Source organism: Polluticoccus soli (genome assembly GCF_029269745.1).
Classification (GTDB): Bacteria; Bacteroidota; Bacteroidia; order Chitinophagales; family Chitinophagaceae; genus Polluticoccus; species Polluticoccus soli.
Genome location: NZ_JARJHT010000001.1, coordinates 934222 through 947971, shown reverse-complemented (window position 1 = coordinate 947971; position 13750 = coordinate 934222). Strand labels below are relative to the sequence as shown.

15 protein-coding genes are annotated in these 13750 nt (G+C 44.9%); 2 read left to right on the top strand and 13 right to left on the bottom strand.

Annotation, left to right across the window (positions count from 1 at the left end; genetic code table 11):
- Positions 1-31: 31 nt before the first annotated feature.
- The 12 genes from P2W83_RS04335 to P2W83_RS04280 form a co-directional block, all read right to left on the bottom strand.
- Positions 32-652, bottom strand: coding sequence for a class I SAM-dependent methyltransferase (locus tag P2W83_RS04335; protein WP_276132465.1), 621 nt, complete (start codon positions 650-652; stop codon positions 32-34).
- A 16-nt stretch (positions 653-668) separates the two neighbouring features.
- The gene (locus P2W83_RS04330; protein WP_276132464.1) at positions 669-1181 is read right to left on the bottom strand and encodes a DUF6691 family protein; all 513 of its coding nucleotides are present in this window, start codon (positions 1179-1181) and stop codon (positions 669-671) included.
- 10 nt (positions 1182-1191) lie between these two features.
- Complete coding sequence (locus P2W83_RS04325) at positions 1192-1755, bottom strand: YeeE/YedE family protein (protein WP_276132463.1); 564 nt, start codon at positions 1753-1755, stop codon at positions 1192-1194.
- Positions 1739-2479, bottom strand: a complete 741-nt coding sequence (locus P2W83_RS04320) for a DUF2490 domain-containing protein (protein WP_276132462.1) — start codon at positions 2477-2479, stop codon at positions 1739-1741. Before P2W83_RS04320 ends, P2W83_RS04325 begins: the two co-directional genes overlap by 17 nt.
- Entirely contained in the window at positions 2476-2784 is a 309-nt protein-coding gene (locus tag P2W83_RS04315) for a rhodanese-like domain-containing protein (protein WP_276132461.1), read from the bottom strand. Before P2W83_RS04315 ends, P2W83_RS04320 begins: the two co-directional genes overlap by 4 nt.
- An 18-nt stretch (positions 2785-2802) precedes the next feature.
- Positions 2803-4215, bottom strand: a complete 1413-nt coding sequence (locus tag P2W83_RS04310) for an MBL fold metallo-hydrolase (protein WP_276132460.1) — start codon at positions 4213-4215, stop codon at positions 2803-2805.
- Between the two features lie 69 nt (positions 4216-4284).
- A complete protein-coding gene (locus P2W83_RS04305; RefSeq protein WP_276132459.1) occupies positions 4285-5109 on the bottom strand; it encodes a sulfite exporter TauE/SafE family protein in 825 nt (274 codons plus the stop codon).
- A gap of 15 nt (positions 5110-5124) precedes the next feature.
- Positions 5125-5778 (bottom strand): Crp/Fnr family transcriptional regulator, encoded by a 654-nt coding sequence (locus P2W83_RS04300; protein WP_276132458.1) that lies wholly within the window; start codon positions 5776-5778, stop codon positions 5125-5127.
- Positions 5779-5863: 85 nt separating this feature from the next.
- Positions 5864-7534 carry a bifunctional metallophosphatase/5'-nucleotidase gene (locus P2W83_RS04295; RefSeq protein WP_276132457.1) on the bottom strand — a complete coding sequence of 557 codons (1671 nt, stop codon included), beginning with the start codon at positions 7532-7534 and terminating at the stop codon, positions 5864-5866.
- Between the two features lie 18 nt (positions 7535-7552).
- A complete protein-coding gene (locus P2W83_RS04290; protein ID WP_276132456.1) occupies positions 7553-8077 on the bottom strand; it encodes a TlpA family protein disulfide reductase in 525 nt (174 codons plus the stop codon).
- Positions 8078-8087: 10 nt separating this feature from the next.
- Positions 8088-8504 (bottom strand): DsrE family protein, encoded by a 417-nt coding sequence (locus P2W83_RS04285; RefSeq protein WP_276132455.1) that lies wholly within the window; start codon positions 8502-8504, stop codon positions 8088-8090.
- Positions 8485-8871, bottom strand: a complete 387-nt coding sequence (locus P2W83_RS04280; RefSeq protein WP_276132454.1) for a DoxX family membrane protein — start codon at positions 8869-8871, stop codon at positions 8485-8487. Before P2W83_RS04280 ends, P2W83_RS04285 begins: the two co-directional genes overlap by 20 nt.
- 546 nt (positions 8872-9417) lie before the next feature.
- Between P2W83_RS04280 and P2W83_RS04275 the strand changes: the two genes are divergently transcribed.
- Together P2W83_RS04275 and P2W83_RS04270 are read left to right on the top strand one after the other, a co-directional pair.
- Positions 9418-9672, top strand: a complete 255-nt coding sequence (locus P2W83_RS04275; RefSeq protein ID WP_276132453.1) for a hypothetical protein — start codon at positions 9418-9420, stop codon at positions 9670-9672.
- Positions 9673-10317: 645 nt separating this feature from the next.
- Positions 10318-10782: a Riean_0653 family protein gene (locus P2W83_RS04270; protein WP_276132452.1), complete on the top strand. Its 465-nt coding sequence runs from the start codon at positions 10318-10320 to the stop codon at positions 10780-10782.
- Positions 10783-10808: 26 nt separating this feature from the next.
- Here P2W83_RS04270 and P2W83_RS04265 read toward each other — a convergent pair whose 3' ends face one another.
- The gene (locus P2W83_RS04265) at positions 10809-13406 is read right to left on the bottom strand and encodes an Ig-like domain-containing protein (RefSeq protein ID WP_276132451.1); all 2598 of its coding nucleotides are present in this window, start codon (positions 13404-13406) and stop codon (positions 10809-10811) included.
- Positions 13407-13750 lie beyond the last annotated feature (344 nt).

Below are 13750 nucleotides of genomic sequence, written 5' to 3'. Positions count from 1 at the left end.
AAGGAAGGTGGCAAAATTGCCACCTCCACTTTTATCGACTCAGTTTTTCTTTTCTATCGAAACTGCAAAAGACAAAATTTTGCTTAGTACCAAACGGCGTTATATGGTCTTCCTTAGTGAAGGCCGTCATCTCAAAGTTGCCAAATCTTTTCTGCATGTCTGTTGGGTCATATTGCTTTATGTCAAGCCCACTGCATTTGGTTGGGCCATCTTTTGAAAAACTTCCAATAAACAAATGTCTTGCACCCGAAACTTCAAAGGCGCGAATGTATTGGCTAATTTGGTATTCCGTAGTCATGAAATGGAACGTGGCCCGGTCGTGCCATACATCGTATTTGCTTTGGGGTTCGAATTCTGTAATGTCTATCGCCAGCCATTTCACCAGGTCGGCTTTGTTCCCGAGTCGTTGTCTTGCACGTTCGAGGGCGCTTTCAGAAATGTCCAACACTGTGACGTTCCTGTAACCCAGTTCAATTAAATTGTCAACGAGCCTGCTATCACCGCCACCGATGTCAATTATAGCAGCTTTTTTAGGCAAGTTCAAAGACTGAATGTATGACAGTGAGGTTTGAGGTTTATCTTGTGTCCACGAAACCTCGTTTGGCTGTTTGGTGTTATAGACCGTTTCCCAATGTGATTTAGTGTTGTTCATATTGTCTGATTTAACGTTAGTGGGGCAAGCGCTCCCTGAAGTATCCATAGACCCATGTGCCGGCGATTGCGCTTAATATGACTGCAAGAACGGCAAATGCGCCTGTCCCAAGCTGGGCGAACAGAGGACCCGGACATGCCCCTGTCATTGCCCAACCCAGCCCGAATAGCAAGCCGCCGTAAATTTGACCTTTGTTGAATTTTTTTGGATGAAATTCAATCTTCTCTCCATAAATAGTCTTCGCATTATATCGCTTGATGAGCCATACTGAAATTGCCCCAACGACTACGGCGCTGCCTATTACCCCGAACATGTGGAAGCTTTGCAGGCGGAACATCTCCTGTATTCTAAACCACGAGATTATTTCAGCTTTCACAAATGCCACTCCGAAAAGGATGCCGACAACTATGTATTTTATTTGGTGATACCATTTGTGCGTAAGGTGCGATTCATTAATGCAGACAGAGTCCTGTGCCCGTATTTCATGGTCGGTGTCAAATGCCGCATCTGTTATTTTAGTTTCTGCCATTTGTTTTGTTTTAGAGAGCCATAATGAGTGGTAAAATGAAGTTGGCCATTAAGAAGCCGCCAACCATAAAGCTTATTGTTGCCACGAGAGACGGCCATTGAAGATTCGATAGCCCCATTATTGAGTGGCCTGACGTGCAACCACCGGCATACCTGGTACCGAAGCCTACGACGAAGCCTCCAACTATCATGATAAGAAACCCTCTTATTGTTAAAAGGTTCTCAAAGGAAAACAATTGTCCTGGGACCAGCGAGTCGTAATTTGTTATTCCATAACCCGCCAATTCTTCAACAAGCTTTGGATTGAGCTCAATGGATGCCGGGTTTTGTAACCATATGGCAGCAATCGCAGCCCCACCTATAATTCCAACTACGAATAGCAAGTTCCAAACCTCCTTTTTCCAATCATACTTGAAGAAGGGGACTTTAGCCGGAATACATGCCGCACAGATGTGACGCAAGTTCGCTGAAATACCAAAGTGCTTGTTTCCCAGAATTAGCAAAGCTGGTACGGTGAGCCCGATGAGCGGTCCTGCGATATACCAGGGCCAGGGCTGTTTAATGATTTCTAACATTACTGATAACTTGTCTGTTTTGATTAATCGTAAATCCTAAATTGATAAAAAGGTTGTTTTCGGTCAGTATTGTTTCCGCTAACACAGGTAGGCGACTTGCGCGTATGTATCCTGCTTCCACATATCCCATCGCAGTTCTAATTTCCATACTCACGCCGGTTCGTTCGTGGTCGAAAAAATACTGTTTCTCGACTCCTGCTGCATTCAGCAATACCTCATGAGATAGCTTCAAGGCCAGGGGCTTATTTATTTTGTATTCCAGCCCCAGTTTATTTCGCAGCCTAAGAATGTTGCCGCTCTGGCTAAATATTCGATATTCAAGCATGGTTTTGTCGGTCGCGTATAGATTGCCAATCAATTTGTGCCGGACTTCAGCCGATATTGTGGTTCTATATTCATGGACCGGTGACGTATTATAATCGGTTGAGTCCTCTATGATTTTGAACAGCGAGTAATATGCGAAGGGAGACAGGCCAAATTGCAACGACTCGTCATGTTTGTAATATACCCAGTGCCGGTATGAGAAAAGTAGCTTCTCTTTTAATGGATTGATATTGTTCAAGCCATTTTGCCACCTGCCCTGTAATTCCATGTCCGTCTTCCATTTATCTGTCAACCGTAAACTCCCCGTCGTACGCAGCCAACCGTTCAGATGCTGGCCATGTGATTGAAAACCGATGGCCAAGGCAACGGCTAACAGAATAACCGCTATCGTTTTGTTCACGCCACCTTTGCTTTAAAGTCTGTCCAGCCACCGCCGTTGTATGCCTCAAGACCAGCGTTTTTTAAAACATTAGTAGCGATGCAACTTCTTGCTCCCGAACGGCATATCAATATCACCGGTTTGCCTTTCTTACGAATATGCTCAACCTGGGTTGCGATTGTATCGAGCGGGATATTGGCCGCTCCTTGGAAATGTCCTGCGCGGAATTCATCGGCACTACGAACGTCAATTACATAAGCGCCGTCATTGTATATTTTTTTGATGTCCTGTTTCGGACCCCCGAAAAGATTGCTGATGTTAAACATAGTCTATATTTTTTATGGTTATAATAGTGTTGTAGGGCAAACGTAATCTGTAAGGGAGAATCGGTTACTGTCTTTTATGGCCTTAAAGCCGCCCTTCACGTCTATGAGATTATCATATCCGCGAGCCTTAAGTATAGAAGCGAATATCATTGACCTGTAACCTCCCGCGCAATGGACGTAGTACCGTTTATCCTTGTCAAGCAGTTTCATGCTCTCATTGACAGCATCGAGGGGGGCATTGGTAGCGTCAACAATATGCTCGCTTTGATACTCTGAGCTCTTACGTACATCTATAATTTCCAGCTTTTCGTTTTGTCCTAACCGGGAGAGTTCGTCAGCGCTTATCGATTCTATTGTGTCGGTTTCTTTACCCGATTTAAGCCAAGACTCAAAACCGCCTTCCAGGTAGCCAATACTATAATCGTAACCTACTCGCGATAAGCGGGTAACCACTTCTTCTTCCCGCCCGGGCTCAGCGACGATGAGTATTTGTTGTTTAATGTCAGGCACAAGCGCGCCGATCCACGGCGCGAAGTTGCCATCGATACCGATATTAATGGAATTGGGGATAAAGCCCTTCGCGAATGTTTGAGCGTCCCTGGTGTCGAGTACCAATGCCCCCGTTTCGTTGGCAGCGGACTCGAAGGCATCGGGAGACAGGGCCTGTAAACCACGTGTGAGAACCTCATCTATGCTTTCATATCCTTGTTTGTTCATCATGACATTTAATGGAAAGTATGACGGTGGAGGCAGCAGGCCCGTGGTCACTTCTTTTATAAATTCCTCTCTGGTCATGTCGGCTCGTAACGCATAGTTGCTTTTCTTTTGATTGCCAATAGTATCTGTCGTTTCCTTGCTCATGTTTTTGCCGCATGCGCTACCGGCGCCATGTGCTGGATAGACCACGACGTCATCGGGAAGACTCATTATCTTTGACCGCAGGGAGTCAAACAAAGTGCTTGCAAGTTCCTCCTGTGAGATTCCACCTTTTTGCGCAAGGTCCGGCCTGCCGACATCACCGATAAATAGCGTATCGCCTGAGAAAAGGGCTGTCTTTTTGCCTTCTTTATCAATGAGTAAATAACACGTGCTTTCCATAGTGTGTCCGGGAGTGTGCAGTACTTTTATTGTTGCGTCTCCAAGCTTGAACTCCTGGCCGTCTTTTGCTATGATGGCATCGAATCCAGGGTTGGCCATTGGCCCGTAAATAATAGGCGCGCCTGTTTTCTTCGACAAATCGATATGGCCAGAAACAAAGTCCGCGTGAAAGTGCGTTTCGAAAACGTATTTGATGGACGAGTTGTCCTTGTTGGCTTTTTCGATGTAGGGCGCAACTTCCCGCAGCGGGTCGATGATTGCGACTTCGCCATTGTTCTCAATATAGTAGGCGCCTTGTGCAAGACAGCCGGTATAAATTTGTTCTACTTTCATAAATTGATTGTTTCTTGATGCAAATTTCCGTTATGGAGCGGGACCCATCAGTGACTTGGGTCACACTAATCAGCGCAATAAAGTTTCCTTTATCAGGATATAGACGGCCATTATCAACACAAACCAGCCAAAGCTTTTTTTCAGTCGTTTCCCATCGATTCGATTGCTCAGCATTCCTCCGGCCAGAATGCCTGAGATGGCTATCGCCGTAAGCGTTAATAATAGTTTCCAATCAGGCGTTACGTTTCCCATATCTCCGGCGAATCCAAAGAGGGAATTGAGTGCGATAATGAGAAGGGAAGTGCCAACCGCTTCTTTCATCGGCATCCTGAACAGCAACACCAGAACAGGTATAAGGAGAAAGCCACCTCCCGCTCCAAGCAGCCCTGTCACCAGACCAACTCCGATACCGGCGAACAACAGGTTCGATAGGAAACGTGCCCCATGGTGTGATTTTGATGGCTCTGCAGGGCTATCGTTCGATTTAATCATTGAAAGTGACGCGAACAGCATTAATGCAGCGAACAGCGTCATCGTAGCGAAAGACCTGGTAACGTGAAAATCGCCAATATTGAAAAGGACGTCCGGAACGACGGGCAATAGGAACTTCCGCGATATATATACGGTTGCTATTGAAGAAATCCCGAATAGCAGAGCGGTTCTTATGCTGACCTGGCCTTTTCTGTAATTCCTGTATGCACCGACAAGGCTCGTAGTACCGATAATGAATAAAGAGTAAGAGGTAGAAAGAGTAACGTCGATACCAAAAAGATAAACGAGCACAGGTACGGTTAGGATGGAGCCTCCTCCTCCAATCAACCCCAGAGATATGCCTATTAGCGTAGCGGCCAGGTAACCTAATATTTCCATGCTGCGAATTTCGTCAGACAGCATGGCTTGCTCGGTGATTTAAGTCACATCCAGCAAGGTGGCATCGATAATTTCCACGCTATTCCGATTGAGCTTAACGGCCCCTTTTTCAGCAAGCTTTTTCATCAGGCGCGTGATAACCTCACGAGACGAGTTCAATTCGTTAGCTATCTCGGCATGTGTAAGAGGAATGATATTAGACTTGAGGCCTTTTTGCGTTTTCTTAAGGTAAAAAACCAATCGTTCGTCCATATTCCTGAATGCGATATGGTCGATTGTGACCAGCAATTCCTCGAAGCGCTTACGGTAAGTTCTCAGTACGAACTGGTACCAGTCCGTGTATTTAGCCATCAATTCATCCATTTTGGAGAGCGGGACGGTTAACACCTCGATGTCACCGACTGCGACGGCGGTCAGTTCGCTCGTGTCCTGCGTTGATGAACAAACCATAGAAAGAGCACAGGCTTGCCCTGGCTCAATGAAATACATAAAGTATTCATTGCCCTCCTCATCTTCACGAAACACTTTGACCAGTCCGTCGAGAACTATCATGGTAGAACGTATGTACTGGCCGGTCTTCATCAATAGCGTACCGTCCTTGAACGTCTTGCAGTCGCTCGCATTGGCAAGTTCATCAATTAATGAATCTTCAAACGACGGAAAAATAGACTTGAGTTCTTGTTGTGATACCATTTAGGCCGTGTTAGGTTATTGAGCGTTCATGCAATTTAACTGCAAGAGGCGACAAAATAGGCCAATCGCCTCTTGCAGTTGAAAATCAGGTGAATTTGTAATCCACTCCTGTCACTTGGGTAAGCAGTTGCCGTGATACATCCGTTGCCACAGCGTTTCCGGGCGGCTCCGGAGTGACCGGGCTAAATGCAGCAAGGTATTCCTTAACAGCTTCATGTAGCGTAAAAGAGGTATTTGCCGCGCTTTCGACACCTTTGAGACGGCAGAGGACATCATCGGGGTCGCCTTCACGCTCACAGGCGCTTAGCATATATATCCTGTTTACTTGTATCGGCTCTCCTCCAATATGCACAGACTTAATTCTCTTATTGGCTGCTCCATGAGCTTCAAATACAACGTTCATCCCGCTGAACTTGACCAGCCATCCCCCGAATCGTTGTTCGGCCTGCGTGGCAAATACGTTGTTCATTTCTTTTTCGAGCCATTGAACAATCTGCCGTCCAGTTGCTTTGGCAGTTCTGACTTTGCTGTCAACCGGCAACATGTCGTACAAAAAAGCCTCCGTTATCGGAATATTTCCAGTTTTATCCCGTTCAACGCGCGGCGGGCAAAAACGAAATCCGTTCGACAAAGCAATGTCTGCGTTCACTTTCCATTTTACGGCATTGGTAATCAGGGTATCAATCGTGTTTTCGATAACAAAGTACCTGTAAAGCGGTATGGTACTGTAGCCAATGATTTTATTCATTTCCTGCAACATCGGAGCTTCGGCTGCTTCGACTAACCTTGATATACGCTCTGTGGGCCGGTATTTCGTGGCGGTCATTTCAACCAGCTCGTAGGACTCTTCGATTATATTGCCGTTTTCCACGATGAGGTCGAGCCTTCCGGTAAATGAGCCAAAGGCTCCAGGTTCGACTACTTTCGCATACGTGCATTCGATGGGCTTCCTGACACGTTCGTGCGTGTCTCCACCGAGGATGTAGTCAACACCCTCGCAGGCAGGGTTATTGGCAAGCGCTATCTGTTGTGATAATCCAAGGTGCGACAGTACGATTACAAACTGGCATTGTTCGTTCCGACGCAGGTGAGTGACATAATGTTCGATGTTCTCCTCGGGTTCTGTGTACACGATGCCTTTGCTATACATTGGTGACTGGCGAACGGGAACTAAATGGTCTGTATAGCCGATAAAGCCGATTTTCACCCCTGCGATATTCCAGATATGGTAGGGTGGGAATATCAGCTCACCCTTCCGGCCATCGCCAAGGTCGTGATACATATTGGCGCATGTCTTAGGCGCATTTAGAGAGCCCATAAGCCGTAGCATCTGTTGTTTGCCGTATACCACTTCCCAATTTCCGGGAAGAAACAGACCGTAACCCATCGCGTTAAGTATAGGGGGCATAACATTTCCCGAAGTTTTGACGCTGAGTTCACTACCCTGGAACATATCACCGGTGTCAACGATGATTGTATTCGGGTTTTCGTTCCTCACCTCCTGAAAGTACGAATCGATATGCGCATACCCCCCTGTTTTTCTAAAGGTCATTTTGTCGTTTTCCCAGAACATTTCATCGTGTGGATGCAGCTGGCAGTGCACATCGGTTGTATGAAGAATCGTAATTTTTGATTTTCCGCTTCCCTGTTCCATATTGGTTCGTGTTTTATTTGCCCCGGCTACATCTGCTGGTCCAAGCATGAATCCCATTCCAGCCAGTGCCGAATTGCGTAGAAAATCTCTCCTGTTCTGCATAGAATCGTTTATTAGTTATTACTTAGACAGCAAGTCGACATATTTTTGGGTGTTGAAGTATCCCATACCTTCAACGGTTTTGACCAATGCCCCTTTCCTGTCAAATAAAAAAGTAGCAGGTATCGACCGCACGTTCAATAATTCGGGTAGTGGCCCAGATGGGAAATATACGGGAACCGTGTATTCCTTTTTCTGGACGTACGACAGAGCTTTAGCCGCACTTTCGTCTACCGAAATCATGATAAAGACACTGGATTCTCTTGATGTCTGTCCATAGAGACTTTGTATACCCGGCATCTCTAATTTGCACGGCATACACCACGAAGCCCAGATATTGACGAACACGTTTTTTCCTTTTAGAGATGAAGCATCGAGTTTGTTACCTTTTGCATCAACCAGGTCAAGTGACTCAAGTGGTGAAGCGAATTCCTTGCCGGCTTCTATGACCTCTGATTTTTTGTCAACTGATGAAGGCAGATTGCTGTATGCCAATGCAGCTATTGATGATATAGCCACCAGCGTTATTAAAAAGTATCGTTTCATAATTTGTATTTTATAGTTCAACAGATAGATACCCTTGCTTCTGTAATTCGAATGCCTTTATAAATCCGTTCGTGACATATCGTACCCCCGGCAGAAGCTGTTGCCGGCTAAGGTTGAATTTATTGAGCGATAGTCCGCATGCCACGACATTAACATTTAGTCGTTCGGCGTTCTTGATGAGGTCGACAGATGAAGGCTCTGTCAACATCTTTACTTCTTCACCGCATAGGATGATTACTATTTCGCCTGGGTTTATTGTGGTCGTCTTTTCAGAACTTCTCAATTGTTCTGCTGTGACTAAGGCCTGAGCCAAATGTTCCTTTTTTCTTAGAAGAAATAGTAAGTTGTCTTCTCCTGTTGTTTGAGCGATGGCCACCATCGATGCGAAAAGCAGGAATAAGAATATGCTAATTTGTTTTTTTATCATCTGGATGTTTTTTTATTATAAAGATTAGGCTGCCGGCAATGGCAACGTTCTTAAAAAAGGGTCCGAGGTCGTTGAGGTTTTCAAGTTGTACTGAAAGTGTAATCGGAATCAGGACGAGTAGCAGTGCAAGAGCCGCCTGTGCCTGGAATTTTCCAATTAGCAGCAATATTGCACCCACTATCATTATTATCCCTGTTATTATCACCATGACCGTGAACAGTTGTACAGAAGGCAATATTTCGAAAATCGTTGCCTTTGAAATGCGTCCGATGATTTTATCCGGATGCACAACATGTTTCACGCCCGCGTATATGAATATCAGGCTCGAAAAAGCTCTCAACAACCGGAAATACTTATCATTTTCCATGTTGTTTGTTTAAAAAAGTTGAAAAAAAATGCTGCGGAGGAGTTTAGCCGCGCGGCGGCTTATACAGCTTGTTGACAGGAGCCTGCAACCAAATTGAAGAGTCAAGAATTGATAGATGCTGTGTGCTTTCAGGGAACAAACGAACTGTCCGAAAATTGTATAGTTCTTGCGCACTTGTCCAATCGGTCGTTTGGCAAGTTTTAACGCTATGTGGAAGATTTTTGTTTGAGCTGTCCTCGTTTGTAGAACTTGAGCCAACGACTTTAATTCCTATAATCGATTTGTTGCATTTTTTAATATTGGCGTAACCGCTCGAGAAAACCAAGCCGACCATAATCAGCAGTAGCAAGAGATATTTAGATAGCGAAGCCATTAACTGCAAATTTCTATGATTTAGACATTCTGAATGTGACTTAGGTCACAGATGTATGAGAAAGTTATGTTAACAAGCTACGTGGAAACTGCTTTTTCACTTGCAAAACTTTAGCAATTTCCTTGCTGAGCGGGTGAACTATTAATTACATCTTCATTGCAAAATATATTGTAATGATACAGAAGATTGAATCCATTGATGATGTAAAGACGTTTTTTAGGCAGCTGAAGACGGAGGACTTAAATTTTCATCCTGACACGCCATTTGAAGATTATATCAACGGCGAAACAAAACAAGATACTTACACGAAGGAAGAAGCCATAACGAGAAATAGACTGCTCGACCGAAGCTTCGATATTTGCGAAAGGGATAATGTAGACATATACGAACTTGGAATTGAGGTGTTCGAGCCATTCACTTCAGAATAATAGAAGTTTTACTGCAAGTTCATTAGCATCTCGTATTAATACCGGTGAAAACGAGCCATGGACTGGAGCTTCAGCCATGTGATAAATGGGAACTCCCTCTGATTATGAGTCAGATGCTCTTTTGCGGGGAAACCGCTACAGCAAAGGCTTTTGGGAGGCACTATACAGCTCTTACAAGTTAACGACAAGCAACCATGCATGGTTAATGAATGGATGTAAAGATATTTCTTTTCAGGGGACTTTGAGATTACAGAGAGCGAGACCGTCTCAAAAGAAACCTGGCCAGTCCGCTACAGCGGTCCGACCAGTAAAGAAAATACAACATAACTCTCCTGCTTAGCAGAGACCTTTCCCGGGGGAGGGGGCTCCACCCCGGGGGGGGCACCAGGCGAAGCAGACTCAATAGAGGGATGATCTATTGGGTGTCTCGATCTCTAACCTGCTAGGTTATAACTGTATATATTGAATATAGGTGCTGATAACTAAAATAGTTATTGTTTGTCCAGAAAGGTGGATGTTATTAAACACTATCTCACCCTTGGTTATTTTTAAAATCGGGAGGCATTAACCTATATCAACGTTTTGATGTCGTTCTAAACAGGGGCAAGTACTGGCTTGCAAGAGATTAGCCTTATCTTTGCGCCCATGAATCGTTTCTTATCGCTGATTATTGCTTCCATTACATTGTTTTTTTCCAGCTGTGAAAAATTTGAATTATCGCCAACTGACGAAGAATATATGACCTGCAAAATAGATGGCAACAGGTGGAGGAGCGATGGTTCTGGTTTGTCTTTAGACTGGACAAGCGAATTTTTGACTATTTCTGGCTACAACGACGATGGATCTAATGGAATCATCATTTCTGTTTACGAAAAGAACATCAAATCGGGCACCTACCCGCTCAATGGTAAAAACATCGCATGGTACGACGATTTGGATGTAAGCACCAGGCATGGATGGAAAGCAGACTCAGTCCATACGGGAAGTATTACAATCAAAGTCGACGATGCCAACCGTAAGGTTTCAGGGACATTTTCATTCAAAGCAAAATATGACGAAAAAGATGACGTCGTTGATGTTACACAGGGAAGCTTCTTTATGAAAAAATAAGGCGTATTTCGAGCAACTTTAAAGTTTTATAGCCTCTCAAGCTTTACCAGCGATCTTCTGCCATCATTATCTTTTAGCTGCAGCAAATAATGACCAGGTGTCAACTGAGAAATGTTTATAACCTCTTTGCTCGTGCCCAAAACATGTTTATATAATTCTTGCCCCAGCAGATTAAGTATGGAGACTTGCATACCTGATTCTCCTTCTATCGTCAGTTCATTTGCGACAGGATTAGGATATAGTTTATAACGGCTTGCAGTAACGTCATGTACCGCGGTTTTAATATTTATCCGGGTTTTATTGCTTTCCACACTTGCAGGATCAGCACACCAGGCATTGCTGGTTACTACACAGCTGATCTCATCGTTGTCTGCAAGGTTATTGGCACTCCAGGTAGAGCTGGTTGCACCGATGATATTGCTTCCATTGCGTTTCCATTGGTATTGTGGATTTGTGCCTGAGTTACCACTTGCCACAGCTGCAAAGGTTACCATTTGCCACGGACTTAATAGAGTCCCCGGACTAACATTGACGTTTACAATAGGTGGGGCTGCTGATTGCAGAACCGTTAAACCTATTTTGGGGCTATATAACACCAGGGGGCCAGCACAAACACCTGTAGATGTCATGCGGCAATAGAAAGTGTCCCCCTGAGTAATGCCTGTCGTTGCATAGCTCACCGCAGTAGCACCTGGTACTAGGTTTCCATTCTTGAACCATTGAAATTGTGGGCTGCTTCCTCCGTTAAAAGGCACAGCGACTAAACTAGCAGCAGGGTTCATTTGGCACACTGTGTCGTTAGGGCTGGGGTATGCACCAAGGCTGGCTATATTGTTGATAATAACACTCGTATTTCCTGCAGCTGAAGTGCATCCGTTCAGTGTTGCTGTCACGGTATAATTACCAGCGTCGCTGAGGCCAGCAGGATTTATGGTAGGATTCTGTATAGTTGAAACATATCCGTTGGGTCCGTTCCAGTTGTAGCTAACACCACCTGTTATACTATTTGCATTCAGGTTTAGTGAGCCACCTGCACAAACAGGACTGTTGCTGTTTGCGGTGGGCATAGCGGGTACGGGTTTAATTACTACAGTTGTCTGTGCACTGGTGCTACATCCACTTAGCGATGTAGTGAGAGAATATACACCGGAATGACTACTCGTTACATTTAATATGTACGGATTTTGCAGGCTACTGCTGAAAGAGCTGGGTCCAATCCAGCTGTAGCTAACCCCTGATGTTGTGCTAGCCCCTGCTAGGCCCAGGCTATCGCCCGGACATAAGGGGCCATTGTTGCTGGCTGTAGGTACAGCAGGCATGGGCTTTACCAGCACTGTCACCGTGTCTTTGGCATCGCAGTTGTTTAATGTAGCCGTAACTATGTAATCCCCGCTATGGGCTGTAGTAGTACTTACTCGCAACGGGTTCTGAACACCCGCTGTATAGCTTGCGGGGCCTGCCCAGCTGTACGTAGCGCCCGCTCCACCACTGGTAGTGGTTAGACTTAGTGTGCCACCTTCGCAAATAGCGCTGTTGCTGCCTGCTGTTATTGCTGCAGGAGACTGGTTGACCGTAACAGTCACCGTGTCCTTACCTACGCAGCCATGCAGCCTACCTGTCACTATATAATCGCCCGACTGGTTAGTAGCAACATTGCTGATGGAAGGGTTTTGCAAATTGGAAGTATAGGATAAAGGCCCGGCCCAACTCCAGTTATAACCGCTGCCTGTCGTATTGGCTGTTAAATTGAGTGTAGTGCCTGAACATACGGGCGTATTAGCAGTTGCATTCAAGTTGGCTGGCGGGGCATTGCCAATGGCTATGTTCTTGATATTGATGTCAGAAGTATCAATAGGATTAGTTGAAATGATGCGCAGCTTGTAGCCTGTGCCTGTAGGTGTGTTTACAGGTATCTGGCATTTAATGGTGTCAGTAGTATCTGCCGCACGGGTACCTATACTAATGGGAGTAGCGAAACTGCCTGCTGCATTGGAAAGTTGAGCTGTAAATACATTATTACTCTTAAACCTGCCCATGGTGGTAAACGTTAGCTTAATGCTATCGAGCGAGCAGAGCAAAGTGTCTTGCATTGGTTCTTTGATAGTAACCAAGGTATCTCCGGCGAATTTAAAATCGAAGATCATACCACTGAAGCCCGCTGGGCCAATTACACGAATAGAATCTATAGATACAGAGAAAAAGTGGAGTTGCGTATTACCATTACCCTGCAGGTCTCCATTAGCATCAATATAGACGGTACCGGAAGCGCAAGTAGCAGGAATAAATGGACCAAGATTGGACGAGTTTAGGGAGTAATGAGTGCCGTTGACATAAATGCTCACTATATCATTGGGGCTAACGGACTGCATATTTACCATAACTTGGTCGACCGCTTTTGAAAACGAAAACATATATCCAGTCGGAGAGCCTGACCCTATGGAATATGGACCAACACAACTAAAACCACTGCTCGGGTTATTTATTGGGGTAACTGTAACTACTCTGCCTCCTATGGCCTGTGCACCTGAAAGATGTGTAACCGGATAATAGACTTGCGCAAAGCTTTTTATCGCCAAAAACAATAGCAGTGAAACAGTAAACAGGCTGGCAGTTTTCCTAATCATGCAGGGAGGTTTAGCCCTAAATTAAACACTTATTAAGAAAAAGCACCATTGTTTTGTTCTCAGCATTGCGTTACGATCTGCTCTGTTTTGTACTGATGGGTAGTGGGTAATGGTATGGGCGCCTTTCAGCAGGTTTATAGATTAGCTTGGCAGTAAGATTTTGCTTTTCGTTTAAACCGCTTGGCTCAAAAGTTGTCGTCGTAACTACTGCCAGGTCGGGGTAACTAATCACGTTAGGATTGAGTTATATGTAGAAACTTCCTCGGTGCTATTCGTAAGTGATTTCTAACGAAAAACGTTAAGATATTTACGAAATAAACGTATAATAAATTTGTTCTTTTGAA

Excerpts from the sequence above, each read along its gene's own strand:
- P2W83_RS04335 (WP_276132465.1), bottom strand. The coding sequence starts at position 652 with ATGAACAACACTAAATCACATTGGGAAACGGTCTATAACACCAAACAG.
- P2W83_RS04330 (WP_276132464.1), bottom strand. The coding sequence starts at position 1,181 with ATGGCAGAAACTAAAATAACAGATGCGGCATTTGACACCGACCATGAA.
- P2W83_RS04325 (WP_276132463.1), bottom strand. The coding sequence starts at position 1,755 with ATGTTAGAAATCATTAAACAGCCCTGGCCCTGGTATATCGCAGGACCG.
- P2W83_RS04315 (WP_276132461.1), bottom strand. The coding sequence starts at position 2,784 with ATGTTTAACATCAGCAATCTTTTCGGGGGTCCGAAACAGGACATCAAA.
- P2W83_RS04310 (WP_276132460.1), bottom strand. The coding sequence starts at position 4,215 with ATGAAAGTAGAACAAATTTATACCGGCTGTCTTGCACAAGGCGCCTAC.
- P2W83_RS04305 (WP_276132459.1), bottom strand. The coding sequence starts at position 5,109 with ATGCTGTCTGACGAAATTCGCAGCATGGAAATATTAGGTTACCTGGCC.
- P2W83_RS04300 (WP_276132458.1), bottom strand. The coding sequence starts at position 5,778 with ATGGTATCACAACAAGAACTCAAGTCTATTTTTCCGTCGTTTGAAGAT.
- P2W83_RS04295 (WP_276132457.1), bottom strand. The coding sequence starts at position 7,534 with ATGCAGAACAGGAGAGATTTTCTACGCAATTCGGCACTGGCTGGAATG.
- P2W83_RS04290 (WP_276132456.1), bottom strand. The coding sequence starts at position 8,077 with ATGAAACGATACTTTTTAATAACGCTGGTGGCTATATCATCAATAGCT.
- P2W83_RS04285 (WP_276132455.1), bottom strand. The coding sequence starts at position 8,504 with ATGATAAAAAAACAAATTAGCATATTCTTATTCCTGCTTTTCGCATCG.
- P2W83_RS04280 (WP_276132454.1), bottom strand. The coding sequence starts at position 8,871 with ATGGAAAATGATAAGTATTTCCGGTTGTTGAGAGCTTTTTCGAGCCTG.
- P2W83_RS04275 (WP_276132453.1), top strand. The coding sequence starts at position 9,418 with ATGATACAGAAGATTGAATCCATTGATGATGTAAAGACGTTTTTTAGG.
- P2W83_RS04270 (WP_276132452.1), top strand. The coding sequence starts at position 10,318 with ATGAATCGTTTCTTATCGCTGATTATTGCTTCCATTACATTGTTTTTT.
- P2W83_RS04265 (WP_276132451.1), bottom strand. The coding sequence starts at position 13,406 with ATGATTAGGAAAACTGCCAGCCTGTTTACTGTTTCACTGCTATTGTTT.